17 protein-coding genes and 1 tRNA gene are annotated in these 19,005 nt (G+C 54.9%); 10 read left to right on the plus strand and 8 right to left on the minus strand.

The window, feature by feature from the left end:
- Positions 1–21: 21 nt before the first annotated feature.
- The gene (locus ACP2AU_RS12795) at positions 22–384 is read left to right on the plus strand and encodes a hypothetical protein (RefSeq protein ID WP_426376594.1); all 363 of its coding nucleotides are present in this window, start codon (positions 22–24) and stop codon (positions 382–384) included.
- On the opposite strand, the gene alr is transcribed toward ACP2AU_RS12795, so the two are convergent.
- From alr to rnr, 8 genes are all read right to left on the minus strand, one after another.
- Positions 353–1,426 carry an alanine racemase gene (gene alr / locus ACP2AU_RS12800; protein WP_426376595.1) on the minus strand — a complete coding sequence of 358 codons (1,074 nt, stop codon included), beginning with the start codon at positions 1,424–1,426 and terminating at the stop codon, positions 353–355. The genes ACP2AU_RS12795 and alr overlap by 32 nt on opposite strands.
- Positions 1,426–2,832, minus strand: coding sequence for a replicative DNA helicase (gene dnaB / locus ACP2AU_RS12805; protein WP_426376596.1), 1,407 nt, complete (start codon positions 2,830–2,832; stop codon positions 1,426–1,428). Before dnaB ends, alr begins: the two co-directional genes overlap by 1 nt.
- 149 nt (positions 2,833–2,981) lie before the next feature.
- Positions 2,982–3,428, minus strand: a complete 447-nt coding sequence (gene rplI / locus ACP2AU_RS12810; protein ID WP_426376597.1) for a 50S ribosomal protein L9 — start codon at positions 3,426–3,428, stop codon at positions 2,982–2,984.
- A gap of 20 nt (positions 3,429–3,448) precedes the next feature.
- The gene (locus ACP2AU_RS12815; RefSeq protein WP_426376598.1) at positions 3,449–4,315 is read right to left on the minus strand and encodes a hypothetical protein; all 867 of its coding nucleotides are present in this window, start codon (positions 4,313–4,315) and stop codon (positions 3,449–3,451) included.
- Positions 4,316–4,340: 25 nt separating this feature from the next.
- Positions 4,341–4,571, minus strand: a complete 231-nt coding sequence (rpsR, locus tag ACP2AU_RS12820) for a 30S ribosomal protein S18 (protein WP_011785848.1) — start codon at positions 4,569–4,571, stop codon at positions 4,341–4,343.
- 25 nt (positions 4,572–4,596) lie between these two features.
- Positions 4,597–5,013, minus strand: a complete 417-nt coding sequence (rpsF, locus tag ACP2AU_RS12825) for a 30S ribosomal protein S6 (RefSeq protein WP_426376599.1) — start codon at positions 5,011–5,013, stop codon at positions 4,597–4,599.
- Positions 5,014–5,258: 245 nt separating this feature from the next.
- Positions 5,259–5,996 (minus strand): 23S rRNA (guanosine(2251)-2'-O)-methyltransferase RlmB, encoded by a 738-nt coding sequence (gene rlmB, locus ACP2AU_RS12830; protein ID WP_426376600.1) that lies wholly within the window; start codon positions 5,994–5,996, stop codon positions 5,259–5,261.
- Positions 5,997–6,021: 25 nt separating this feature from the next.
- The gene (gene rnr / locus ACP2AU_RS12835) at positions 6,022–8,469 is read right to left on the minus strand and encodes a ribonuclease R (protein ID WP_426376601.1); all 2,448 of its coding nucleotides are present in this window, start codon (positions 8,467–8,469) and stop codon (positions 6,022–6,024) included.
- A 273-nt stretch (positions 8,470–8,742) separates the two neighbouring features.
- Here rnr and ACP2AU_RS12840 point away from each other — a divergent pair.
- The 9 genes from ACP2AU_RS12840 (at position 8,743) to ACP2AU_RS12880 (ending at position 18,555) form a co-directional block, all read left to right on the plus strand.
- Positions 8,743–8,829 (plus strand) — tRNA-Leu (locus ACP2AU_RS12840).
- A 337-nt stretch (positions 8,830–9,166) separates the two neighbouring features.
- Positions 9,167–10,909, plus strand: coding sequence for a type I restriction-modification system subunit M (locus tag ACP2AU_RS12845; RefSeq protein WP_426376602.1), 1,743 nt, complete (start codon positions 9,167–9,169; stop codon positions 10,907–10,909).
- Positions 10,902–12,185 carry a restriction endonuclease subunit S gene (locus tag ACP2AU_RS12850; RefSeq protein ID WP_426376603.1) on the plus strand — a complete coding sequence of 428 codons (1,284 nt, stop codon included), beginning with the start codon at positions 10,902–10,904 and terminating at the stop codon, positions 12,183–12,185. The genes ACP2AU_RS12845 and ACP2AU_RS12850 overlap by 8 nt, the downstream gene beginning before the upstream one ends.
- A gap of 18 nt (positions 12,186–12,203) precedes the next feature.
- Positions 12,204–12,398, plus strand: coding sequence for a hypothetical protein (locus ACP2AU_RS12855; protein ID WP_426376604.1), 195 nt, complete (start codon positions 12,204–12,206; stop codon positions 12,396–12,398).
- An 8-nt stretch (positions 12,399–12,406) separates the two neighbouring features.
- Positions 12,407–13,552, plus strand: a complete 1,146-nt coding sequence (locus ACP2AU_RS12860; protein WP_426376605.1) for a Fic family protein — start codon at positions 12,407–12,409, stop codon at positions 13,550–13,552.
- A 166-nt stretch (positions 13,553–13,718) separates the two neighbouring features.
- Positions 13,719–16,859 carry a type I restriction endonuclease subunit R gene (locus tag ACP2AU_RS12865; protein ID WP_426376606.1) on the plus strand — a complete coding sequence of 1,047 codons (3,141 nt, stop codon included), beginning with the start codon at positions 13,719–13,721 and terminating at the stop codon, positions 16,857–16,859.
- Positions 16,856–17,590, plus strand: a complete 735-nt coding sequence (locus tag ACP2AU_RS12870) for a M48 family metallopeptidase (protein ID WP_426376607.1) — start codon at positions 16,856–16,858, stop codon at positions 17,588–17,590. The genes ACP2AU_RS12865 and ACP2AU_RS12870 overlap by 4 nt, the downstream gene beginning before the upstream one ends.
- A gap of 398 nt (positions 17,591–17,988) precedes the next feature.
- On the plus strand, positions 17,989–18,234 hold the full coding sequence (locus tag ACP2AU_RS12875) for a hypothetical protein (RefSeq protein WP_426376608.1): 246 nt from the start codon (positions 17,989–17,991) through the stop codon (positions 18,232–18,234).
- A 33-nt stretch (positions 18,235–18,267) separates the two neighbouring features.
- Positions 18,268–18,555, plus strand: a complete 288-nt coding sequence (locus ACP2AU_RS12880) for a helix-turn-helix domain-containing protein (protein WP_264995585.1) — start codon at positions 18,268–18,270, stop codon at positions 18,553–18,555.
- The last annotated feature ends 450 nt before the right edge of the window (positions 18,556–19,005 follow it).

Consider the following 19,005-nt stretch of genomic DNA (forward strand, 5'->3'; position numbering starts at 1 on the left):
CATACAACAACAGGAAACCCTATGCTGAAACAACAAAGCCATATTGTCGCCCCGATCCCCGATGAGCTTCGAACCCGCGCACTCTACACGGTCAGCGAGCTTAAAGGCCGGGGCAAAGCTGATAAAAAAGCCATTGACCAACTTTACGAACTCATTATCGAGCTTACCGAGGCGGGACTGGATTTCTTTTTCCTGGAACCACTACGGCGCCTGAATGCCGGCAGCATGATGATGGGTATGGCGAGGATGGGCATAGGCAGTATGCTCAAGGGCAGCAAGATGGTGATTCACAAGGTGCTCAAGAAACTGGACGACCATAGCCTGGCGGCCATTCTGGATTTTATCGAAGAAATCATTCATGAACCCGAGGCACCCGGGAGGTAACACCGGTCAGCAGCTCGTAGCCGATGGTACCGGCGCAGGTGGCCACCTCGTCAACACTGACGGTAGAACCCCACAGCTCCACCATGTCACCCTCGCGGGCATCCGGGGCGTTACTCAGGTCTACCGCCAGCATATCCATCGAAACCCGTCCGATCAGGCGAATCCGGCGCCCGCCCACGGCGGCGGGGGTTCCCGTGCCGGCATGCCGGGGGTAGCCGTCACCGTAACCGATAGCGACCATCCCCATGCGGGTATCCTGTTCGGCCGTCCACGAGGCCCCATAGCCCACCGATTCGCCGGCGCGCACCACCCGGGTGGTAATGAGTGGTGCCTGGAGCGTCATAACGGGACTCAGCCCCAATTCCGGGCCGGTTTTATCCAGCATGGGCGAGCCCCCGTAGAGCATGATTCCGGGGCGACTCCACTCATAAAGCGGCTGCTCCGGACGAAAATGGGCCGCGGAATTCCCCACGCTGCGCATCAGTGCCGGCCATGGCGCAACAGCATCCTCAAACAGCCGGGTCTGGAGCCCGGTCATGTCGCTATCCAGATCATCAGCGCAGGCAAAGTGCGTCACAAAGCCAAGCGCCTGCGGTCGCCGCCCCGAGTCTTCCAGCCCGGCCATTACCGCCGGCAGCTCTTCGGGCCGGAACCCAAGGCGGTTCATCCCGGTATTCACCTTGATCCAGAACGCCGGAGCGCGGTCGTCTGCCAACCAGGACACTTGTTGATGGTTATGCAGCACCGGTTCAAACCCCTCTTGCTGGCATATCGCAAGATCGCCCGGCTCGTGGGCACCCTGCAACAACGCCACCGTCTGCCGATGGCCGCACCCGCGAATGGCAACAGCCTCCTCAATACAGGCAACCGCAAAACGGGATGCATACGGGGCCAGGGCTCCGGCAACCGCCTCGATACCATGGCCGTAGCCATCGGCTTTGACCACCGCCATGGCCTGGCCCGGGCCAGCGAGTGTTCGGGCCCGCTGGTAATTTCGCTTCAGGGCCTCAAGATCAATGCGGGCAACGGTAAGGCGTGACATCAGTAATCCCCGCCGTAATCGCCGTAGTCACCGTGGGCAAGGTCCTCAAACTTGGTGTACTTGCCGATGAAAGCCAGCCGGGTGGTGCCGATCGGCCCGTTCCGCTGCTTACCGATGATAATTTCGGCAATGCCTTTATCCGGCGTATCTTCGTTATAAACCTCGTCCCGATACACAAACATGATCACGTCGGCGTCCTGCTCAATTGCTCCCGATTCACGCAAATCCGAGTTTACTGGCCGTTTGTTGGGCCGCTGCTCAAGACTCCGGTTCAGCTGCGATAGCGCCACCACCGGGCAATTCAACTCTTTCGCGATCCCTTTCAGAGAACGGGATATCTCAGAAATTTCCGCAGTCCGACCCTCGGTGTTGCCGGGTACCCGCATCAACTGCAGGTAGTCGACCATAATCAGGCCTATTTTCCCGCCATTCTCCCGCGCTACCCGTCGGGCTCTTGACCGCATTTCGGTAGGGCTCAGGCCCGGAGTGTCGTCGATATACAGCGGCTTGTCCTTCAGCAAACTCACAGCAGACGTCAGGCGCGGCCAATCGTCTTCCTCAAGCTTACCGCCCCGCACCTTGGTCTGGTCGATGCGCCCGAGCGAAGACAGCATACGCATAGCCAGCGCGTCTGCGGGCATCTCCATACTGAACACGAGTATCGGCGTTCCGGTGCTGATCAGCGCGTTTTCGACAATATTCATGGCAAAGGTGGTCTTACCCATGGAAGGCCGGCCCGCCACGATAATAAGGTCCGCCGGCTGCATACCCGAGGTCTGATCGTCGAGGTCCCGGAAACCGGTGGTCAGACCTGTAGTCTGCTCACCCGATTCAAACAGCTCTTCGATACGGCTCAGGGTCGTGGCCAGTATGGGATTGATGGCCTTCGGCCCGGACCCTTCCTTACTGCGCGACTCAGCGATCTGGAAGACACTCCGCTCAGCCTCATCCAGGATATCGTTACTCTTGCGCCCCTGCGGGTTAAACGCCGAGTCCGAAATCTGGCCCGATACTTCAACCAGCTTTCGAAGTATCGAACGCTCCCGAACGATGTCCGCATAGGCGCGAATGTTCGATGCCCCTGGCGTTTTCTCTGCGAGTTCTGCCAGGTAAGACAGGCCGCCCGCGTCTTCAATATCGCCGGCTCGCTCCAGGAACTCCGCCAGGGTAACCACGTCCAGCGGTTCACTTTCACTGGCAAGGCTCTCAACGGCGCCGAAAATCAAACGGTGGTCCTGCCGGTAAAAATCGGCCGCCGAGATAATCTCCGCCACCTCGTCAAAGCGCCGGTTATCCAGCATCAGGCCACCCAACACGGCCTGCTCAGCCTCCACCGAGTGCGGCGGCACTTTAATACGATGGGTTTCCGGATCAATAGATGCGGGTTTCAGAGTGGGATTGGCCATAGACACCGACAACGTGGAATTGGGGAAACGGAATGACAAGAATACCAGAAAGCAACGGGCCCGAAACCGTCTCCGGTTCGGGCCCGTCGTTCAGCACTGCAACCCGGAGGTTCGGTGCTGGTTGAATTGACCTTTTACTGGCTAACCGATTACTCGGCCACAACCGCCAGCTTGATGGTCACTTCAACGTCGGTGTGCAGCTGCAGCTCGATATCGTACTCACCGGTTGCCCGAATCGGACCTTCCGGCAGACGAACTTCGCTCTTCTCAACTTCGGTGTCACCGGTAGATACCGCGTCTGCGATATCACGAACACCGATAGAACCGAACAGCTTGCCTTCTTCACCAGCCTTGGAGGTGATGGTGAAGGATGCGCCTTCCAGCGCCTCGGCGCGAGCCTGGGCAGCGGCCAGCTTTTCTGCGGCAGCTTTTTCCAGCTCAGCGCGACGCTCTTCGAACGCCTTCACGTTTACTTCCGTAGCAGGAACGGCCTTGCCGTACGGCAGCAGGAAATTACGACCGTAACCGGCCTTAACCTTTACCTTGTCACCCAGGGAGCCAAGGTTTGCGACTTTCTCGAGCAGAATAACTTCCATCTCGTTAACCTCTTCGTGCTTTATTCAGCCGGACCGGCAGGGGAAATACGCCCCCGGATATCCAGCCAGCTATCCACAAAAGCCAGAACCAACAGCAGCATCAACAGATTCGGACCCAGCAGAACCAGGGCGACATAAAACATTGCCAACCAGTTTCCGCCCCATTGTTTGCGAGCAAACACACCGTGCACCAGAGCCAGCCCGGCCAGAACCAGAGGCGTACCCGCGACCCAGGCCAGCAAAACGGCATTCAGCCCGAGAACCGGGCCAATCACCATCGTGATGGCGCAAACCACCGCCACTGCTGGCGACAATCTGAGGCCCCGGAATTCCTTACGGAATCCGCCAGGGTTATACAGGCCTGCCTGCCAAGCTCTGGCCAACATGGTCATACCGATTGCCGTAGCAAAATAGGTACCGGCCATACTGGCGTTCATGGTGTCCCGGATAACTTCCTCGAGATCACCACCGAGTGCGCGTGCCATTTCCGCGTTGTACTGCCGGTAAAACTCGACTCCGGCCTGAACCAGGTCGTTCAGCAGTGCCGGATACAAAACCGGCAAAACCAGCCCGGTCAGTATCGCCAGAAAGGCACCGGCCAACAGTGCTCGCTCCCAGGACAGCGTTGCCCGGATAATGGATGCCATCAGCATCACGTGCAACAGTACCGCCAGCGCCGTGGGATCCTGGCCGTAAACGGCCCACCCCAGCGCCGGCGCCAACGCCCAGAGCCCGATATTGAGGCCCTGGCGAATGCCCAGCCGAAGAACGACCAGGCCTGTAACTGCTGCGCCAATCCAGAACAGTAAGGGTACTGCGGTTGTAGCCGCTGCAACCCCGCCAGCCTGCAGGGGACCGCGCATTACATACTGTGCCAGTGCACGCATGGTCCCGGATCCTGTCTGTTAAAACTTAGTGGTCGTGACCGTCCGTATACGGCAGCAGTGCCAGGTAGCGGGCGCGCTTGATAGCGGTAGCCAGCTGACGCTGATAACGTGCTTTGGTGCCGGTAATGCGGCTGGGCACGATTTTGCCGGTTTCAGTGATGTAGCCTTTCAGGGTGTCCAGATCTTTATAATCGATCTCTTTAACACCTTCTGCCGTGAAGCGGCAGAACTTACGACGTCTGAAAAAACGAGCCATATCTTAACTCCTCAACTCCGGTTAATTACTCTTCTTCGTCCTGGGTTTCAGCACGCTGACGTGGCTCGTCAGATTCGGCTGAACGACGCGGGCGATCATCGCCGCCACGACGGTCTTCACGGGACTCGGAAGCTTTCATCGGGGACAGATCTGTGTCCGCACCATCACGGCGCAGGATCATTTCACGGATGATGGCATCGTTGAAACGGAAGTTGTGAGTCAGCTCGTCCATCGCGGCCTGTGAACATTCGATGTTCATCAGCACGTAGTGAGCCTTGTGGATCTTGTTGATCGGGTAAGCCAGGTGACGACGGCCCCAATCTTCCAGGCGATGTACCTTACCGCCATCTTCGGTGATGACGCCGGTATAACGCTCGATCATTGCGGGCACTTGCTCGCTCTGATCCGGATGTACCATAAATACGATTTCGTAGTGACGCATGAGTTCTCCCTACGGTTTAAACAGCTTCCTTCTCCTGGTGGCCGCACCCTTGGTAGTGGCCGGAGTATGAAAGCAAGGAGGTGACAGCTGCTGCTGCCGGCTTCTTTTTTGCTTTATCGATAAGGCTTTACGAGAAAGGCTTGATCAAAAGCGCGGTTCGTTTTGCCACAGATCAGACAATAAAAAACCACCCCCCGTAAAAAGGGGTGACGTATTCTAGGCCTGCAGACCTTATTGTGCAAGGTTTAACCTGAACGCTGACGCAACGCTTCATACAGGCAAACACCCGTGGCCACAGACACATTCAGGCTATCGACATGGCCCAGCATCGGGATATTGATCAGCTGATCGCAGTGCTCCCGGGTCAACCGTCGCATTCCCTTGCCTTCAGCGCCCATGACCAGAGCCACCGGGCCCTTGAAGTCCGCCTGGTAAAGGCTGGCATTGGCTTCGCCGGCCGTCCCGATCAGCCAGACACCCTGCTCCTGCAATTCACGCAGAAAACGCGCAAGGTTGGTCACCCTCACCAGCGGTACCGTTTCCGCAGCACCGCAGGCCACTTTCCGGGCCACCGGCGTCAACGAAGCCGACTTATCCTTGGGCACGATCACGGCCTGAACGCCAACCGCATCTGCGGTTCGCAGACACGCGCCAAGATTGTGGGGGTCGGTTACACCGTCAAGCACCAACAGAAACGGCGGCTTGTTACCCGCCGCCAGCTGGGCCAGAAGATCACCCTCTGTCCATTCCCGGCTCTCGGAGACGGCAGCCACCACTCCCTGGTGAACACCCGACACCCGCGCATCCAGCTCTTTGCGATGCACCATTCCCCACGGAACGCCCAGTCCGTCCAGGGCATCCATGATGGATTTCACCCGTTTATCCTGACGCCCGGTCTGAATCCAGACTTGCTGCAGCCGCTCCGGCTCTTTTTTGAGCACCCCGTCAACGGCGTGCCAGCCGAACACATATTCCTGAGACACTGACTATCTATTCCTGCGTAGCGTGTTATTTCCGACTCTTGCGCTTGCGGCCCGAGTTCGATGATTTGCCTTTGGACGATGTGGACCTGGCCTCTCGGGCAGCCTCCGAGGCCAGTTTCTCCTTGGCGCTGGCCGGCTTGCCCGATTTTCGTCCTTTACCCGAGCGGTCACTCTTACCCTTACCTCTGGGCTCGCGCTTGGAAACCTCCAACGCATCACGGTCAGCCTTTCGCCGCTGGGGCGTACTGACCAGCTCGAGATCAATCTTGCGATCCTCGAGATCGACACGCACCACACGAACGCGCACTTCATCACCCAGACGGAAACTGATGGCCGTGCGCTCGCCAATCAAACGATGCTTGGCGGCGTCGTGGTGGAAATAGTCGCCATTAAGCGTGGAAACGTGCACCAACCCTTCGATGTAGATATCCGCCAGCTCGACAAAGAATCCGAACGGCACAACGGCGCCAATGATTCCGTCAAACTCTTCGCCGACATGATCACGCAAAAACTCACACTTGAGCCATGCCATGACATCCCGGGTAGCGTCATCGGCCCGGCGCTCCGTCATGGAGCAATGCTCACCCAGTTTCTCCATCCGGGCATAGTCGTAAGGATACTCTGCCAGTTCGGGATCGGCCTGTTTCGGAGATACAACGTCCTTGGTGACTTCCGGGTTGTGGATCTGTGACTTGATAGCACGGTGTACAACCAAATCCGGATATCGACGGATCGGCGATGTGAAATGGGTATAGCTTGGGAAGCCAAGGCCAAAATGCCCCGCCTCTTCCGGACTGTAGACGGCCTGACTGAGCGAGCGCAGCATAACCATCTGGATCACATTGGCATCCGGACGATCGGCCACTTGCCCAAGCAAGGCCTGATAGTCTGCCGAGGTCGGCTTGTCGCCACCCCCAAGCTGTAGCCCCAACTCCCCGAGGAACAGGCGCAGGTTACCCAGGCGCTCTTCCGAGGGGCCATCGTGCACCCGGTACAGGGCCGGAATCTTGTGCTTCTTGAGGAAACGGGCCGTAGCCACATTGGCGCAGAGCATACACTCTTCGACAATCTTGTGGGCATCGTTGCGGGTGACCGGAACGATTTCCTCAATCTTGCGCTCAGGGTCGAAAACAATCTTGGTTTCCGTTGTCTCGAAATCGATAGCCCCGCGCTCAGTACGGGCCTTGCGCAGCAGCTTGTAGAGATCGTAGAGATTGTGCAGATGCGGCAACAAATCGGCATAGTGGGCACTGAGCTTGTAGCCCTGCTCGGTATCCGGATGCTCCAGCATGGCGCTGACCTTGTTATAGGTCAGCCGCGCGTGGCTGCGCATGACGGCCTGATAGAAGGTGTACCCACTGATGTTACCGGCGGCGCTGATCGTCATGTCCGCCACCATGCAGAGGCGGTCAACATCCGGGTTCAGAGAGCACAAACCGTTGGAGAGCTTCTCCGGCAGCATGGGCACCACATGGTCGGGAAAATACACCGAGTTCCCGCGCTGGATGGCTTCCTCATCCAGGGGCGAGCCCGGGCGAACATAGTGCGACACGTCGGCAATGGCCACAACCAACCGGTAACCGCCGCGGGGACGCGGCTCGCAGTAGATGGCGTCGTCAAAATCCCGGGCACTTTCATCGTCGATGGTGACCAGCCGCATATTGCGGATATCTACCCGGTTGGCCTTGTCTTTCTCGGCTACTTCCGCCGGAATCGAAGCCGCTTGTTCACCGACGGCAGAGGGCCAGCCGTGGGGAATTTCATAGGATCTGATCGCAACATCGATTTCCATTCCCGGCGCCATATGCTCACCCAAAATTTCAATCACCTGGCCTGTCGGCTGAGTACGAATCGTCGGCTGACGCACAATCTCCACAACCACATACTGGCCATGAACCGCTCTTCCGGCTTGCTCGTCCGGTACCAGGATTTCATGGTTTATCCGGGCATTTTCCGGTACCACAAAGGCAATGCCACTTTCCTTGAAGAAGCGCCCGACGATCTGGGAAGTACGGTGCTCGAGCACTTCCACGATTTTGCCTTCCCGACGGCCACGGTCATCCACCTGGTCTACCCGGGCCGCAACCCGGTCGCCATGAAAAACCTGCCGCATCTGACGGGCGGTCAGGAACAGATCGGAGCCGCCATCATCCGGAATCAGAAAACCGAAACCGTCACGATGGCCAACCACACGGCCGGTTACAAGATCTGCTTCCTCTATGGGCAGAAACGCATCCCGTCGATTGCAGATCAACTGCCCGTCCCGGCACATGGCGATCAGGCGGCGGCGCAGAGCCTCAATGCCCTCTGGCGATGTCTGGCCGAGCTCCTGACACAAGGTCTCATGCGTGGCGGGTGCACCCCGCTCTTTCAGGTGCCCGAGAATGTATTCCCGGCTCTGGATGGGGTTGTCGTATTTCTGGGCCTCGCGCTGAGCGTGAGGATCATTTTGCTTGTTCTTTCTGGAAACCATTCGGATCCTTTCTATCTCGCCGCAAACCGTGCGGCATCATTCGTATTTACTGCAGTATAACGTTGAGACGGGAGTGCTGCCTAACAAGGGCATCAATATAGGCACAAATACCCTGACGGCGTCCAACCTCCGCCTCTGATATTTTTTGCAGAAAGTGTTTGACAGCTCCGGAAGGAATTATTAAAGTACGCGCCATCGGTTGAGGGGCAACTCCTCACCACTGGCAGAAACGCTAAGTTTTCAATAAACTAAACGCGGATCTGCAAATCACCTGCCGAGGTGGTGAAATTGGTAGACACGCTAGCTTCAGGTGCTAGTGGGGGCAACCCCGTGGAGGTTCAAGTCCTCTCCTCGGCACCACTTCCTTCCTCAGGAAGTGGTCGAATCAATACCTTATAAGCTTCACAAGTGGTCTTACAGACAGGTGTTTGGGTTAGAAAAGCCTAACTTTAACACACCTGATTAAACCATTTCTATTTCCCTACTCCGCCGTGATTGTTCAGCCACCTTTGGGCTGCCGTTAACGCACTTTTCCTTCTTCCTTTATTCACCTAACGACGCTGTTTGTCGCCTTCATTCAATACCCTACTCTCTTGCAGCATTGCCCGTGTACGCCCCCGCCGCTACACTCAAAGGCATTTTGACCCGCATGGGCACCACACGCCCCATGCTCATTGCAGTAGATGGAACCCATTGAATGAGCCACAACATCACCCTTCAGCAACTTGAATCCTTCCTGTGGGAAGCCGCCGACATTCTGCGCGGTAACATGGACGCATCTGAATACAAGGACTACATCTTCGGGATGATGTTTCTGAAGCGCCTGTCGGATCGCTTTGAAGAAGCACAGGAGGGCGTTGTCCGGTACTACATGGACAAAGGCAAGTCCGAAGAACAAGCCCGCGAACTGGCGGACGATGAAGACGAATACGACAAGACCTTCTATATCCCATCCGTTGCCCGCTGGAGTGCTCTGAAAGACCTGAAGCACGACATTGGCTCTGAACTGAATACCGCCACCGAAGCCATTGAAGAATACAACCCCGTTCTGGAAGGGGTGCTGGTTTCCATCGACTTCAACATCAAGAACAAGCTATCTGACAAAAAGCTGCGCGACCTGCTCAGCCACTTCAGCCGCTACCGTCTGCGCAACGAAGACTTTGAGCGCCCGGACCTACTGGGAACCGCCTACGAATACCTGATTAAGATGTTTGCGGACAGCGCCGGTAAGAAAGGCGGTGAGTTCTACACCCCGTCTGAAGTGGTACAGCTGCTGGTTGCCCTGCTTAAACCCCATGCCGGAATGCGTATATACGACCCCACTGCCGGTTCTGGCGGCATGTTGGTGCAGACCCGCAACTATCTGGCGACCCACGGTGAAAACCCATCCAACCTGTCCCTGTTTGCTCAGGAGATGAACCTGAATACGTGGGCAATCTGCAAGATGAACATGTTCCTGCATGGGGTCTACAGTGCCGACATTCGCAAGGGCGACACCCTGCGCGAACCCCAGCACACCCAAGGCGGCGAACTGATGACCTTTGACCGGGTCATTGCCAACCCGCCCTTCAGCCTGAAGAAGTGGGGCAAGGAAGAAGCGGACAGCGATTCCTACGGGCGCTTCCCCTACGGCACACCGCCCAAGGATGCCGGTGATCTGGCATTCGTCCAGCACATGATCGCCAGTCTTAACTCTGAAGGCATGATGGGTGTGGTGATGCCCCACGGCGTTCTGTTCCGTGGTGCCAGCGAAAAAGCCATTCGCCAGGGCATTCTGAACGATGATCTGCTGGAAGCCGTGGTTGGCTTGCCCGCCGCCCTGTTCTACGGCACCGGCATTCCCGCCTGCCTGTTGATCATCAACAAGAACAAACAAGCAGAGCGTAGAGGCAAGGTGCTGTTCATCAACAGCGAACTGGAATACGAAGAAGGCAAGAACCAGAACAAACTCCGCCAGCAGGACATTGAAAAGATCGTCCAGACTTTCGACAACTACGCGGAAATCAAACGCTATTCAAAAGTGGTTACTCTGGCTGAAATCGCCGAAAACGATTACAACTTGAACATCCGCCGCTACGCCGACACCAGCCCACCCCCGGAAATCTTCGACGTGCGAGCCATCCTGCACGGTGGCATTCCGGTGCGAGAAGTGGAAAGCGAGTACATCCGGGAAGAAATTCTGGAAGACTTCGACGTGTCCACGGTGTTCGTGAAGCGGGATGCGGAGCCTTCAGCCAATGGAGAGTACTACGACTTCAAGCCGGAGATCGACACCAAAGAAGCCATTCGGGAAGCCGTGGGTGATGTAGACGCCAAGGTGATCAGTCAGCTTGAACGGTGGTGGGACAAGTACCGGATGTCACTGAACGAACTGGATTCACAGGTGGCTGACGCTGAGAGCGTTATGAAGGGGTACCTGAAGGAGCTGGGGTATGTTTGAAACGCTTCCGGCAGCATGGCGACGGGTCCCCTTATCATCGCTGGGACAACGTGTTAGGCGCCGCAATACTACGGGCAATACTAACGTTCTAACCATCTCGGCGGTTCATGGTCTGGTAAACCAAAAAGAGTTCTTCAATAAAATCGTCGCCAGTGAGAACCTTTCCAATTATTTTCTATTGAAAAGCGGAGAATTTGCGTACAACAAAAGCTATTCAAATGGGTACCCTGTTGGCGTAGTCAGGCGCTTGAAACGGTATCAATCTGGGATTCTGTCACCGCTATACATTTGTTTCGACATGTCATCATCGGAAGTTGATGAACGATATGCCGAACTTTTTTTCGACAGCCAATGGTTTATCGACGAAATCAACCAAATCGCAAAAGAAGGTGCGAGGAATCACGGCTTACTGAATGTAGGGGTTGGAGAGTTCTTTGATCTGGAGTTCGTTCTTCCCCCACTCCCCGAGCAACAAAAAATCGCAGCCATCCTGTCATCCGTCGATGACGTGATCGAAAAAACACGCGCACAGATCGACAAGCTGAAAGACCTGAAAACCGGCATGATGCAGGAGTTGTTGACCAAAGGAATTGGGCATACGGAGTTTAAGGATTCGCCTTTGGGGCGGATACCAAAGGCATGGAGCCTTATCGAGCTAGGCAAAGTCCTAACTGGCATCGACTCCGGGTGGAGCCCTAGTTGCGGTGACCGTAGCCCCGGTACAAGTGAATGGGGCGTGCTTAAAGTCAGTGCTGTAACGCGCGGAGAGTTTCTGGAAAGCGAATCGAAGACATTGCCCGAACATTTAGCTCCCCGAGAAAAAATTCAGGTTCACAAAGGTGACGTGCTTTTGACGCGCGCCAACGGAGTCGCAGAGTTGGTCGGGAAATGCGTGATCGTCCGTAGAGAACCGCAAGCCAAGCTCATGATGTCAGACAAAATATTGCGCTTAAAGCCGACTGAGAAACTCTTCAATGAGTTCCTTTTGCATGTTTTTAACGCGCGCTCAACAAGAAAGCAAATTGAATTGTGCTGGGGCGGATCAAGCGGTCAAAAAAACATCGGTCAAGCAGATATTAGGAACTTCATTATTCCGCTTCCTTCCTTGGAAGAGCAAAAAATTATAGCTAAATCAATCACCCAAATTGACCACACTCTGTATCATAAAAACAGGAAATTACAGTCACTTATCGGCTCAAAGAAAGCCCTTATGCAAGACCTGCTGACCGGCAAGGTCAGAGTCAAAGTCGATCAAAAGGAGTCAGCGGTTGCCTGACCCGGCACCTGCCCCGATATGTTTCAGGATGAAGTCGAAAAAGTCGAACTGCCCGCCATCGAGCAATTGACCCGCCTTGGTTGGACCTACGTGCCCGGTGCAGACCTTGCGCCGGTGTTGCCTGTTGATGGTGCACCGGTTGGTGAAAGGGGCTACTGCCGGGATGTGGTGCTGTCCAAACGCCTGGAAACGAGAACAATCAGAGGAAAATAGAGTAAGCCATGGAAGAACCAGTGAAGTTTGAAACCTTCAAATCCGGCGACTGGGTACAACAATATCAGTATAAGAGTTTTTCCCCGGTTCCGGTTAACCGCGAGTGGCACTGGGAAGACCCGGTCATCAACACCTTGCTGGAACGGGCATCGAGGGCGCTGGCGGAGCTGGATGCATTCACTCTTATCGTTCCAGATGTGGATCTGTTCATTCAGATGCACATTACCAAGGAAGCCAACAACTCTTCGCGCATTGAAGGCACCCAGACGCAAATGGATGAAGCGGTGCTGGAGGCGGAGCAGCTTTCGCCGGAAAAGCGAGATGACTGGGGCGAGGTCAGAAATTATATCCAGGCGATCAACGAAGCGATTGATGAGCTGGATCGTTTGCCGCTTTCAAACCGGTTACTCAAGCATACTCACGCCATCCTGATGCAAGGTGTTCGTGGTGAAAACAAGACCCCAGGCGAGTTTCGTGTCAGCCAAAACTGGATTGGCGGCAGTGGATTGAAAGATGCGGCATTTATCCCCCCTCACCAGAGTGAAGTGCCCGAATTGATGGGTGATCTGGAGATGTTCTGGCACAACGAGAACATCAATGTACCAGAATTGGTTCGTATTGCTTTGAGCCATTACCAATTCGAAACGATTCACCCGTTTTTAGATGGTAATGGTCGCATTGGCCGGCTGCTGATCACCTTGTACCTTGTTAATAAAGGGTTGTTACGTAAGCCGTCACTTTATCTGTCGCACTTTTTTGAACGCAATCGTGGCAGCTACTACGACGCTCTTACACGGGTACGCGAGTCCAACGATGTCTCTCACTGGGTGCGTTTTTTCTTGAATGCCGTCATTGAGACAGCCAACAAAGGCAAGGAAACGTTCCAACGTATTTTAGTACTGAGGCAAGAGATAGACGCACTGATCCTCAGCTATGGCAAACGGGCAGAGAACGCTCAGATATTGATGCGCAGCCTTTACCGCCGTCCCGCTATCACGGCGAACGAGGCAGCCAGGTTACTGGACGTAAGCCATCAGGCAGCGTCTGCACTGCTCAAAAAAATGGTGTCTGATAGTATTCTGACAGAAATCACCGGGTATCAGCGCAATCGGGTATTCATGTTCCCTCGTTACCTGGAGCTGTTCTCAGACTGAAATTGACAGCCTTTTGTAAGAAGAAATCATATCCCTTACATAGAGAAAACCTTATGTAAGGGATACCCTGAAATCCTTACACAAGGTTTCCTCTATCTCCATTTGAGCGACTCTTTACGATTCCACATTGCCTAACGTTATTTTTAGACGCTAGCGGGAGACAAAGTTGTACCAGGACGAAATCGAAAAAGTCGAACTGCCTGCCATTGAGCAACTAACCCGCCTTGGCTGGAATTATTTACCGGGATCGGCGCTGGCTCCGACAGCCGCAGGCGCTGTGCCCGATGCAGAGTCAGGCGAACGGGGCTACTACCGGGACGTGGTGCTGTTCAAACGCCTGGAAGCTGCCGTGCTCCGACTGAATCCGTGGATCAGTGAGGAAAACCTGCGCAAAGTGGTCCGGGAGTTCACCCACCCAAATCACGCGGGTTTGATGGAATACAACCAGTCCATCTATGACCTGCTGGTGAACTACCTGTCGGTGGAACAGGACCTGGGAGCCGGTCGCAAGGGGCAGACCGTCAAGGTCATCGACTTCGACAACCCTGAAAACAACGAATTTCTGTGCACCAACCAGTTCAAGGTTGAAGGCATCAACCAGAACATCATCCCCGATATTGTCTGCTTCGTGAACGGCTTGCCGCTGGCGGTGATTGAGTGCAAATCGCCGTATGTTGCCGACGCGGTAGCCGAAGGCATCAACCAGCTGCGCCGATACGCCAACCTACGTTCTCCGGAAGACAATGAAGGTGCCCAGAAGCTGTTCTGGTACAACCAGCTGATGGTCTCTACCTGTCGGGATCAGGCAAAGGTGGGCACCATCAGTTCCAGTGCCCAGCATTACGGGGACTGGAAGGATGCTTACCCGTTTACGGATGCGGATATTCAGGCGGTGGTGCAGCAGCCTGCCTTCATCTCTACAGGCTCGACAGCATCCAGCCACAAGACCGGTGACGTGCCCTCACCAGAGTATCTGGTTGCCGCGAAACAGGTCGCTTCTGGTGTCGGGGCTGGGTCCAGCGAAGTTACCCCACAACAGCGGTTGCTTGCGGGTATGTTCAACCCCGCCAGCTTCCTGGACCTAATGCAGAACTTCACCCTGTTCGAACCGGTGGATGGCCGCCTGATCAAAAAGGTGGCGAGGTATCAGCAATACCGGGCAGTGAACAAGGTCATAGAACGCCTCAAGAACGGCGCCACGCGCAAAGAAAGGTCCGGGGTAGTTTGGCATACCCAAGGGTCAGGAAAGTCCCTGACGATGGTCATGCTGGCTGTTAAGATGCGACGTGATCCGGAGTTGAAGCAGTACAAGCTAGTGTTCGTGACCGACCGCACTCAGCTGGACGGGCAACTCTCGAAAACCTTCCGGGATGCCCAGAATGAAACCATCTACAACGCTGGCTCCGTGGCGGAACTGAAGGAACTGCTGTCCAAAGATTCTTCCGACATTGTGACCGCCATGGTGCAGAAATTTCAGGAAGCGGAACAGGAAGGCGATTTCACGGACCTGAACCCCAGCGACAAGATCATCGTGCTGGCGGACGAAGCCCACCGTACTCAGTTTGGCGGGCTGGCAATGACCATCAATGCCGCCCTGCCCAACGCCCCGAAGATCGGTTTTACCGGTACTCCCCTGCTGAAATCCCAGAAGATGGACAAAGCCTTCGGCGGGTACATCGACAAGTACAAGATCAATGAAGCGGTGGATGACGGTGCCACTGTGCGCATTATCTACGAAGGTCGTCAGGTTCAGAGCGATGTGGTGGGGGATTCGCTGGACGCGCTGTTTGAAGAATACTTCAAAGACAAAAGCGACGACGAAAAGCGGGAAATCAAAAAGAAATACGGTGTGGAGCGCGCTGTACGGGAAGCCCCTGCCCGCATTCGCTGGGTGTGTATCGACCTGCTGAAACATTACCGGGAAAAGATTCAGCCCAATGGCTTCAAAGCCATGATTGTGGTCGGCAGCCGCCATGCTGCCACGGTATTCAAAAAGACCCTGGACGACCTGGAAGCGCCCCCTTCTGAAGTCATCATCTCCGGCGCCCACAACGACCCGGCATACCTGAGCCAATACACCGACAGCGCCCACCAGAAACAGGTGATCAGGAACTTCACCAAGCCACTGGGTACGGATAAAGAAAAGGAAGACCCCACCAGCTTCCTGATCGTCAAAGATATGCTGCTGACCGGTTTCGACGCGCCCATTGCACAGGTGATGTATATCGACCGGAGCCTGAAGGATCATACCTTGATGCAGGCAATCGCACGGGTAAACCGGACCTACAAAGGGAAAGCCTGCGGCTACGTGGTGGATTACTACGGCTTGTCGGACTACCTGACCGACGCTCTGAACCAGTTCAGCAGTGAAGACGTGGAAGGCACCTACCACACGCTGAAGGATGAAATACCACGCCTGAAGGCGGCTCACACCCGCGTGGCTTCGATCTTTGCCGGTGTTAAAGGCACAGACGTAGATGATTACGTTCTGCACCTGAAGGACGAAGACACCCGCCAGCAGTTCGAACTGGCGTTCAAGAAATTCGCCAAGCAGATGGATGTGATTCTGCCGGATACTGCCGCCAAGCCCTTCATCCCGGACCTGAAGCTATGGGGCAAGGTGCAGAATGCTGCCCGTAATCGCTACCGGGACCCCGGACTGAACATCAGCGATGCCGGGGCAAAGGTCCGCCAGCTGGTGGATGAACACATCATCAGCACCGGGGTAGACCCAAAGATCCCGCCGGTGGACCTGATGGCTGCAAACTTCAAGGACACGGTGGAGCAGATCAAATCCCCCGAATCCCGCGCTTCCGAAATCGAAAGCGCCATAAAACACCACATCACCGTGAATCTGGATGAAGACCCGGAATACTACAAATCCCTGAGCCTTCGCCTGCGGGACATTATCGAAAAAACGGCGGGCAAGTGGGACCAGCAGCTGGAAATGCTGCTTCAGATGGTCGATAGCATGGAGTCTGAACACAAACAGGCGGCGGATGATCTGGGGCTGAGTGAAACGGAGTTCGCCTTCTACAACATCCTGATGGCAGAAGTGACCAGCCATGCCGGTGAAGATGCCGTCAGCGAAGCCGTCCACGACGAGATCAAGGCAACCAGTCAGGACCTTGTGGGCATGTTCGATGAAGCCACCCAGATTGTGGACTTCTTCAGCAAGCCGGACGAAGTGAAGCGGATGAAGAAAGAAATCAAACGGGCGGTTCTGGATTGTTCGTTTGGCGAAAAAGCCCTGGTTAACGTGGTTCAGGACCGATTCATGGAACTGGCGAAGAACAAGTTCAAATGATGGCAGCTGCGCAGAAACCCGCTTCACGGCAACCTGAGTACCGGGACGGACACGGCTTCATTGCCGAAGTCATCCGCACCAACCGACGGAAATCTGCGGATATTCGCGTGGAAGATGGTGCCGTGTCTGTGGTGGTCCCCGTGAACACCCCTGCTGAAAAGATTGACCAGCTACTGGAAGCAAAACGCCGCTGGATCAAAGAAAAGATCACCCTGCACCGGGAGATGACACCCGCCAGCAGCAAACGCTATGTCTCTGGCGAAGCGTTCAGCTATCTGGGGCGCAACTACCGGCTTAAAGTGGAAACGGGCAATTTCGCGCCTGTGAAGCTGATGAATGGACGTTTGGTGGTCACCGCACCCACAGGAACCGAGCAGCCCCACATGGTCCGCAATGCACTTGTACGCTGGTACAAACGGCAGGCTGAACAGAAGCTGACCGAGAAAGTGAACCGCTTCGCGCCCATGGTTGGCGTAGAGCCTGCCGGGGTTGGCATCCGCACCTTCAAATCCCGCTGGGGCAGCTGCACCGCCAAAGGCAAGCTGGAATTCAATTGGCAGATCATGATGGCGCCTAACCGAATGGTGGATTACGTGGTTATACACGAACTGTGCCATTTGATACGCCATGACCATTCCCCGGAGTTCTGGCGGGAAATGGCGCGGGTGATGCCGGAGTACCCGCATTGCCGGGAGTGGCTGAAGGACAACGCCTTCAACTTTAGCCTATAAGGCAAACGCCCCCCTAACTCATTCAGCTTCATTGGCTGCCCGGCCAAGATTTGCTTAGAGCAAACTTATTTGCTCTAAGCAAATTTTCGTGTAAGATGGCATCTGACTGGATGACAACGTCCAGGCGTTCTTTAAAAGACTTATCTCGTGATAATTGGTGACCAGACAAGGATCAACCCTATTTTGATTGGTCGATGCGCTTTGATTAAGGCATCTCTCTCCGGTGGCGCGTAGCCATTGCTCCATGTCAGCGATTCGATTGACAGATGTGGGCGACTGGCGACCTCCGGTCGGTAAAAAGGGTTCGTGGCGTTCCGCTGTGTTTCTTTCGGTCCCAATTGCGTTGTGGCGACTGGTGCAATTGCACCGAGGAAACCCATCAACACGAGGATAGATGCATGAGTAATGCAGAGTCTTTAAAGAAGTTGCTAGTTCTTCTCGAAGAAGTGAAAGCAGCTACACGTGATACAGCGGAACCCGGCGTTAGTGAGGCACTGGACGAAGCCATTGGCGAACTTCAGCGCCTTCATGACAGTGACGAAAGTAGCGAGGCGATCAAACTCAAAGCCCTTGAGTGTCTTGGCAGGTTTTTCCAAAGCCTACCAGGTATCGCAAGACTTCTGGAACTGCTGTCAGGTAACTGACGCAACGAACCCTATTTTACATTGGTAACTCTTATGGATTTAGGTAGAGCAATAACCAGAGTACGCCGTTTAAAAAAAATGACTCAAGCCCAACTTGCTCAGTCTGCCGGGGTCTCAGTCTCGCATTTGTGCCTAGTCGAGAAGAATAAACGTGATCCTAGCCTTCAGCTTGTCGAGTCATTAGCGAAAGCACTCGGTATACCTGTTAGCGTTTTGGTCTTTCTTGCCGCTGAAGAAAGCGAAACACCGGAACTCGAACAGCAGCACTTCCAATCAATTACCGATGCAATCAAAGGTCTTATGAGCAATGACGCCGCTTAGGAGCGTAGACGTCACTGCTCACCTTCCCAAATATGGGACCCTCCAGTCATTAGCGTCACTGCTTTCCATCCCAGAAGCCCAGCTTCTTCAGATTGCCAACTCAGTTGATTCGTATCATCGACCAGGAAAAACCCTCAAAAAAAAGAACGGTGATCCCAGACCAACTCACGATGCGGAAGAACCTCTGAAAACCATTCACGAGCGCATCAAAAACCGTATTCTTAAGAAAATCTCGTACCCATATTACATGCTGGGTGGAATTGCCGACCCTGTTAACCCTCGAAGCTGCCACGCTCATGCAAAGATACACAGTGGGAAAAAGGTACTAATCACCGAGGATATTAAAGACTTCTTCCTGTAACCCCCCCAGAAAATAATCGAGGTTTTGAGTAGAGACTTTTACAATGATCGCAAAAGGAGCGACAGATGAAGAAGTCTCGATTCACCGAC

Origin of the sequence: Marinobacter sp. VGCF2001, from assembly GCF_049943275.1 — a bacterium.
In the GTDB taxonomy this organism is placed as follows: Bacteria; Pseudomonadota; Gammaproteobacteria; order Pseudomonadales; family Oleiphilaceae; genus Marinobacter.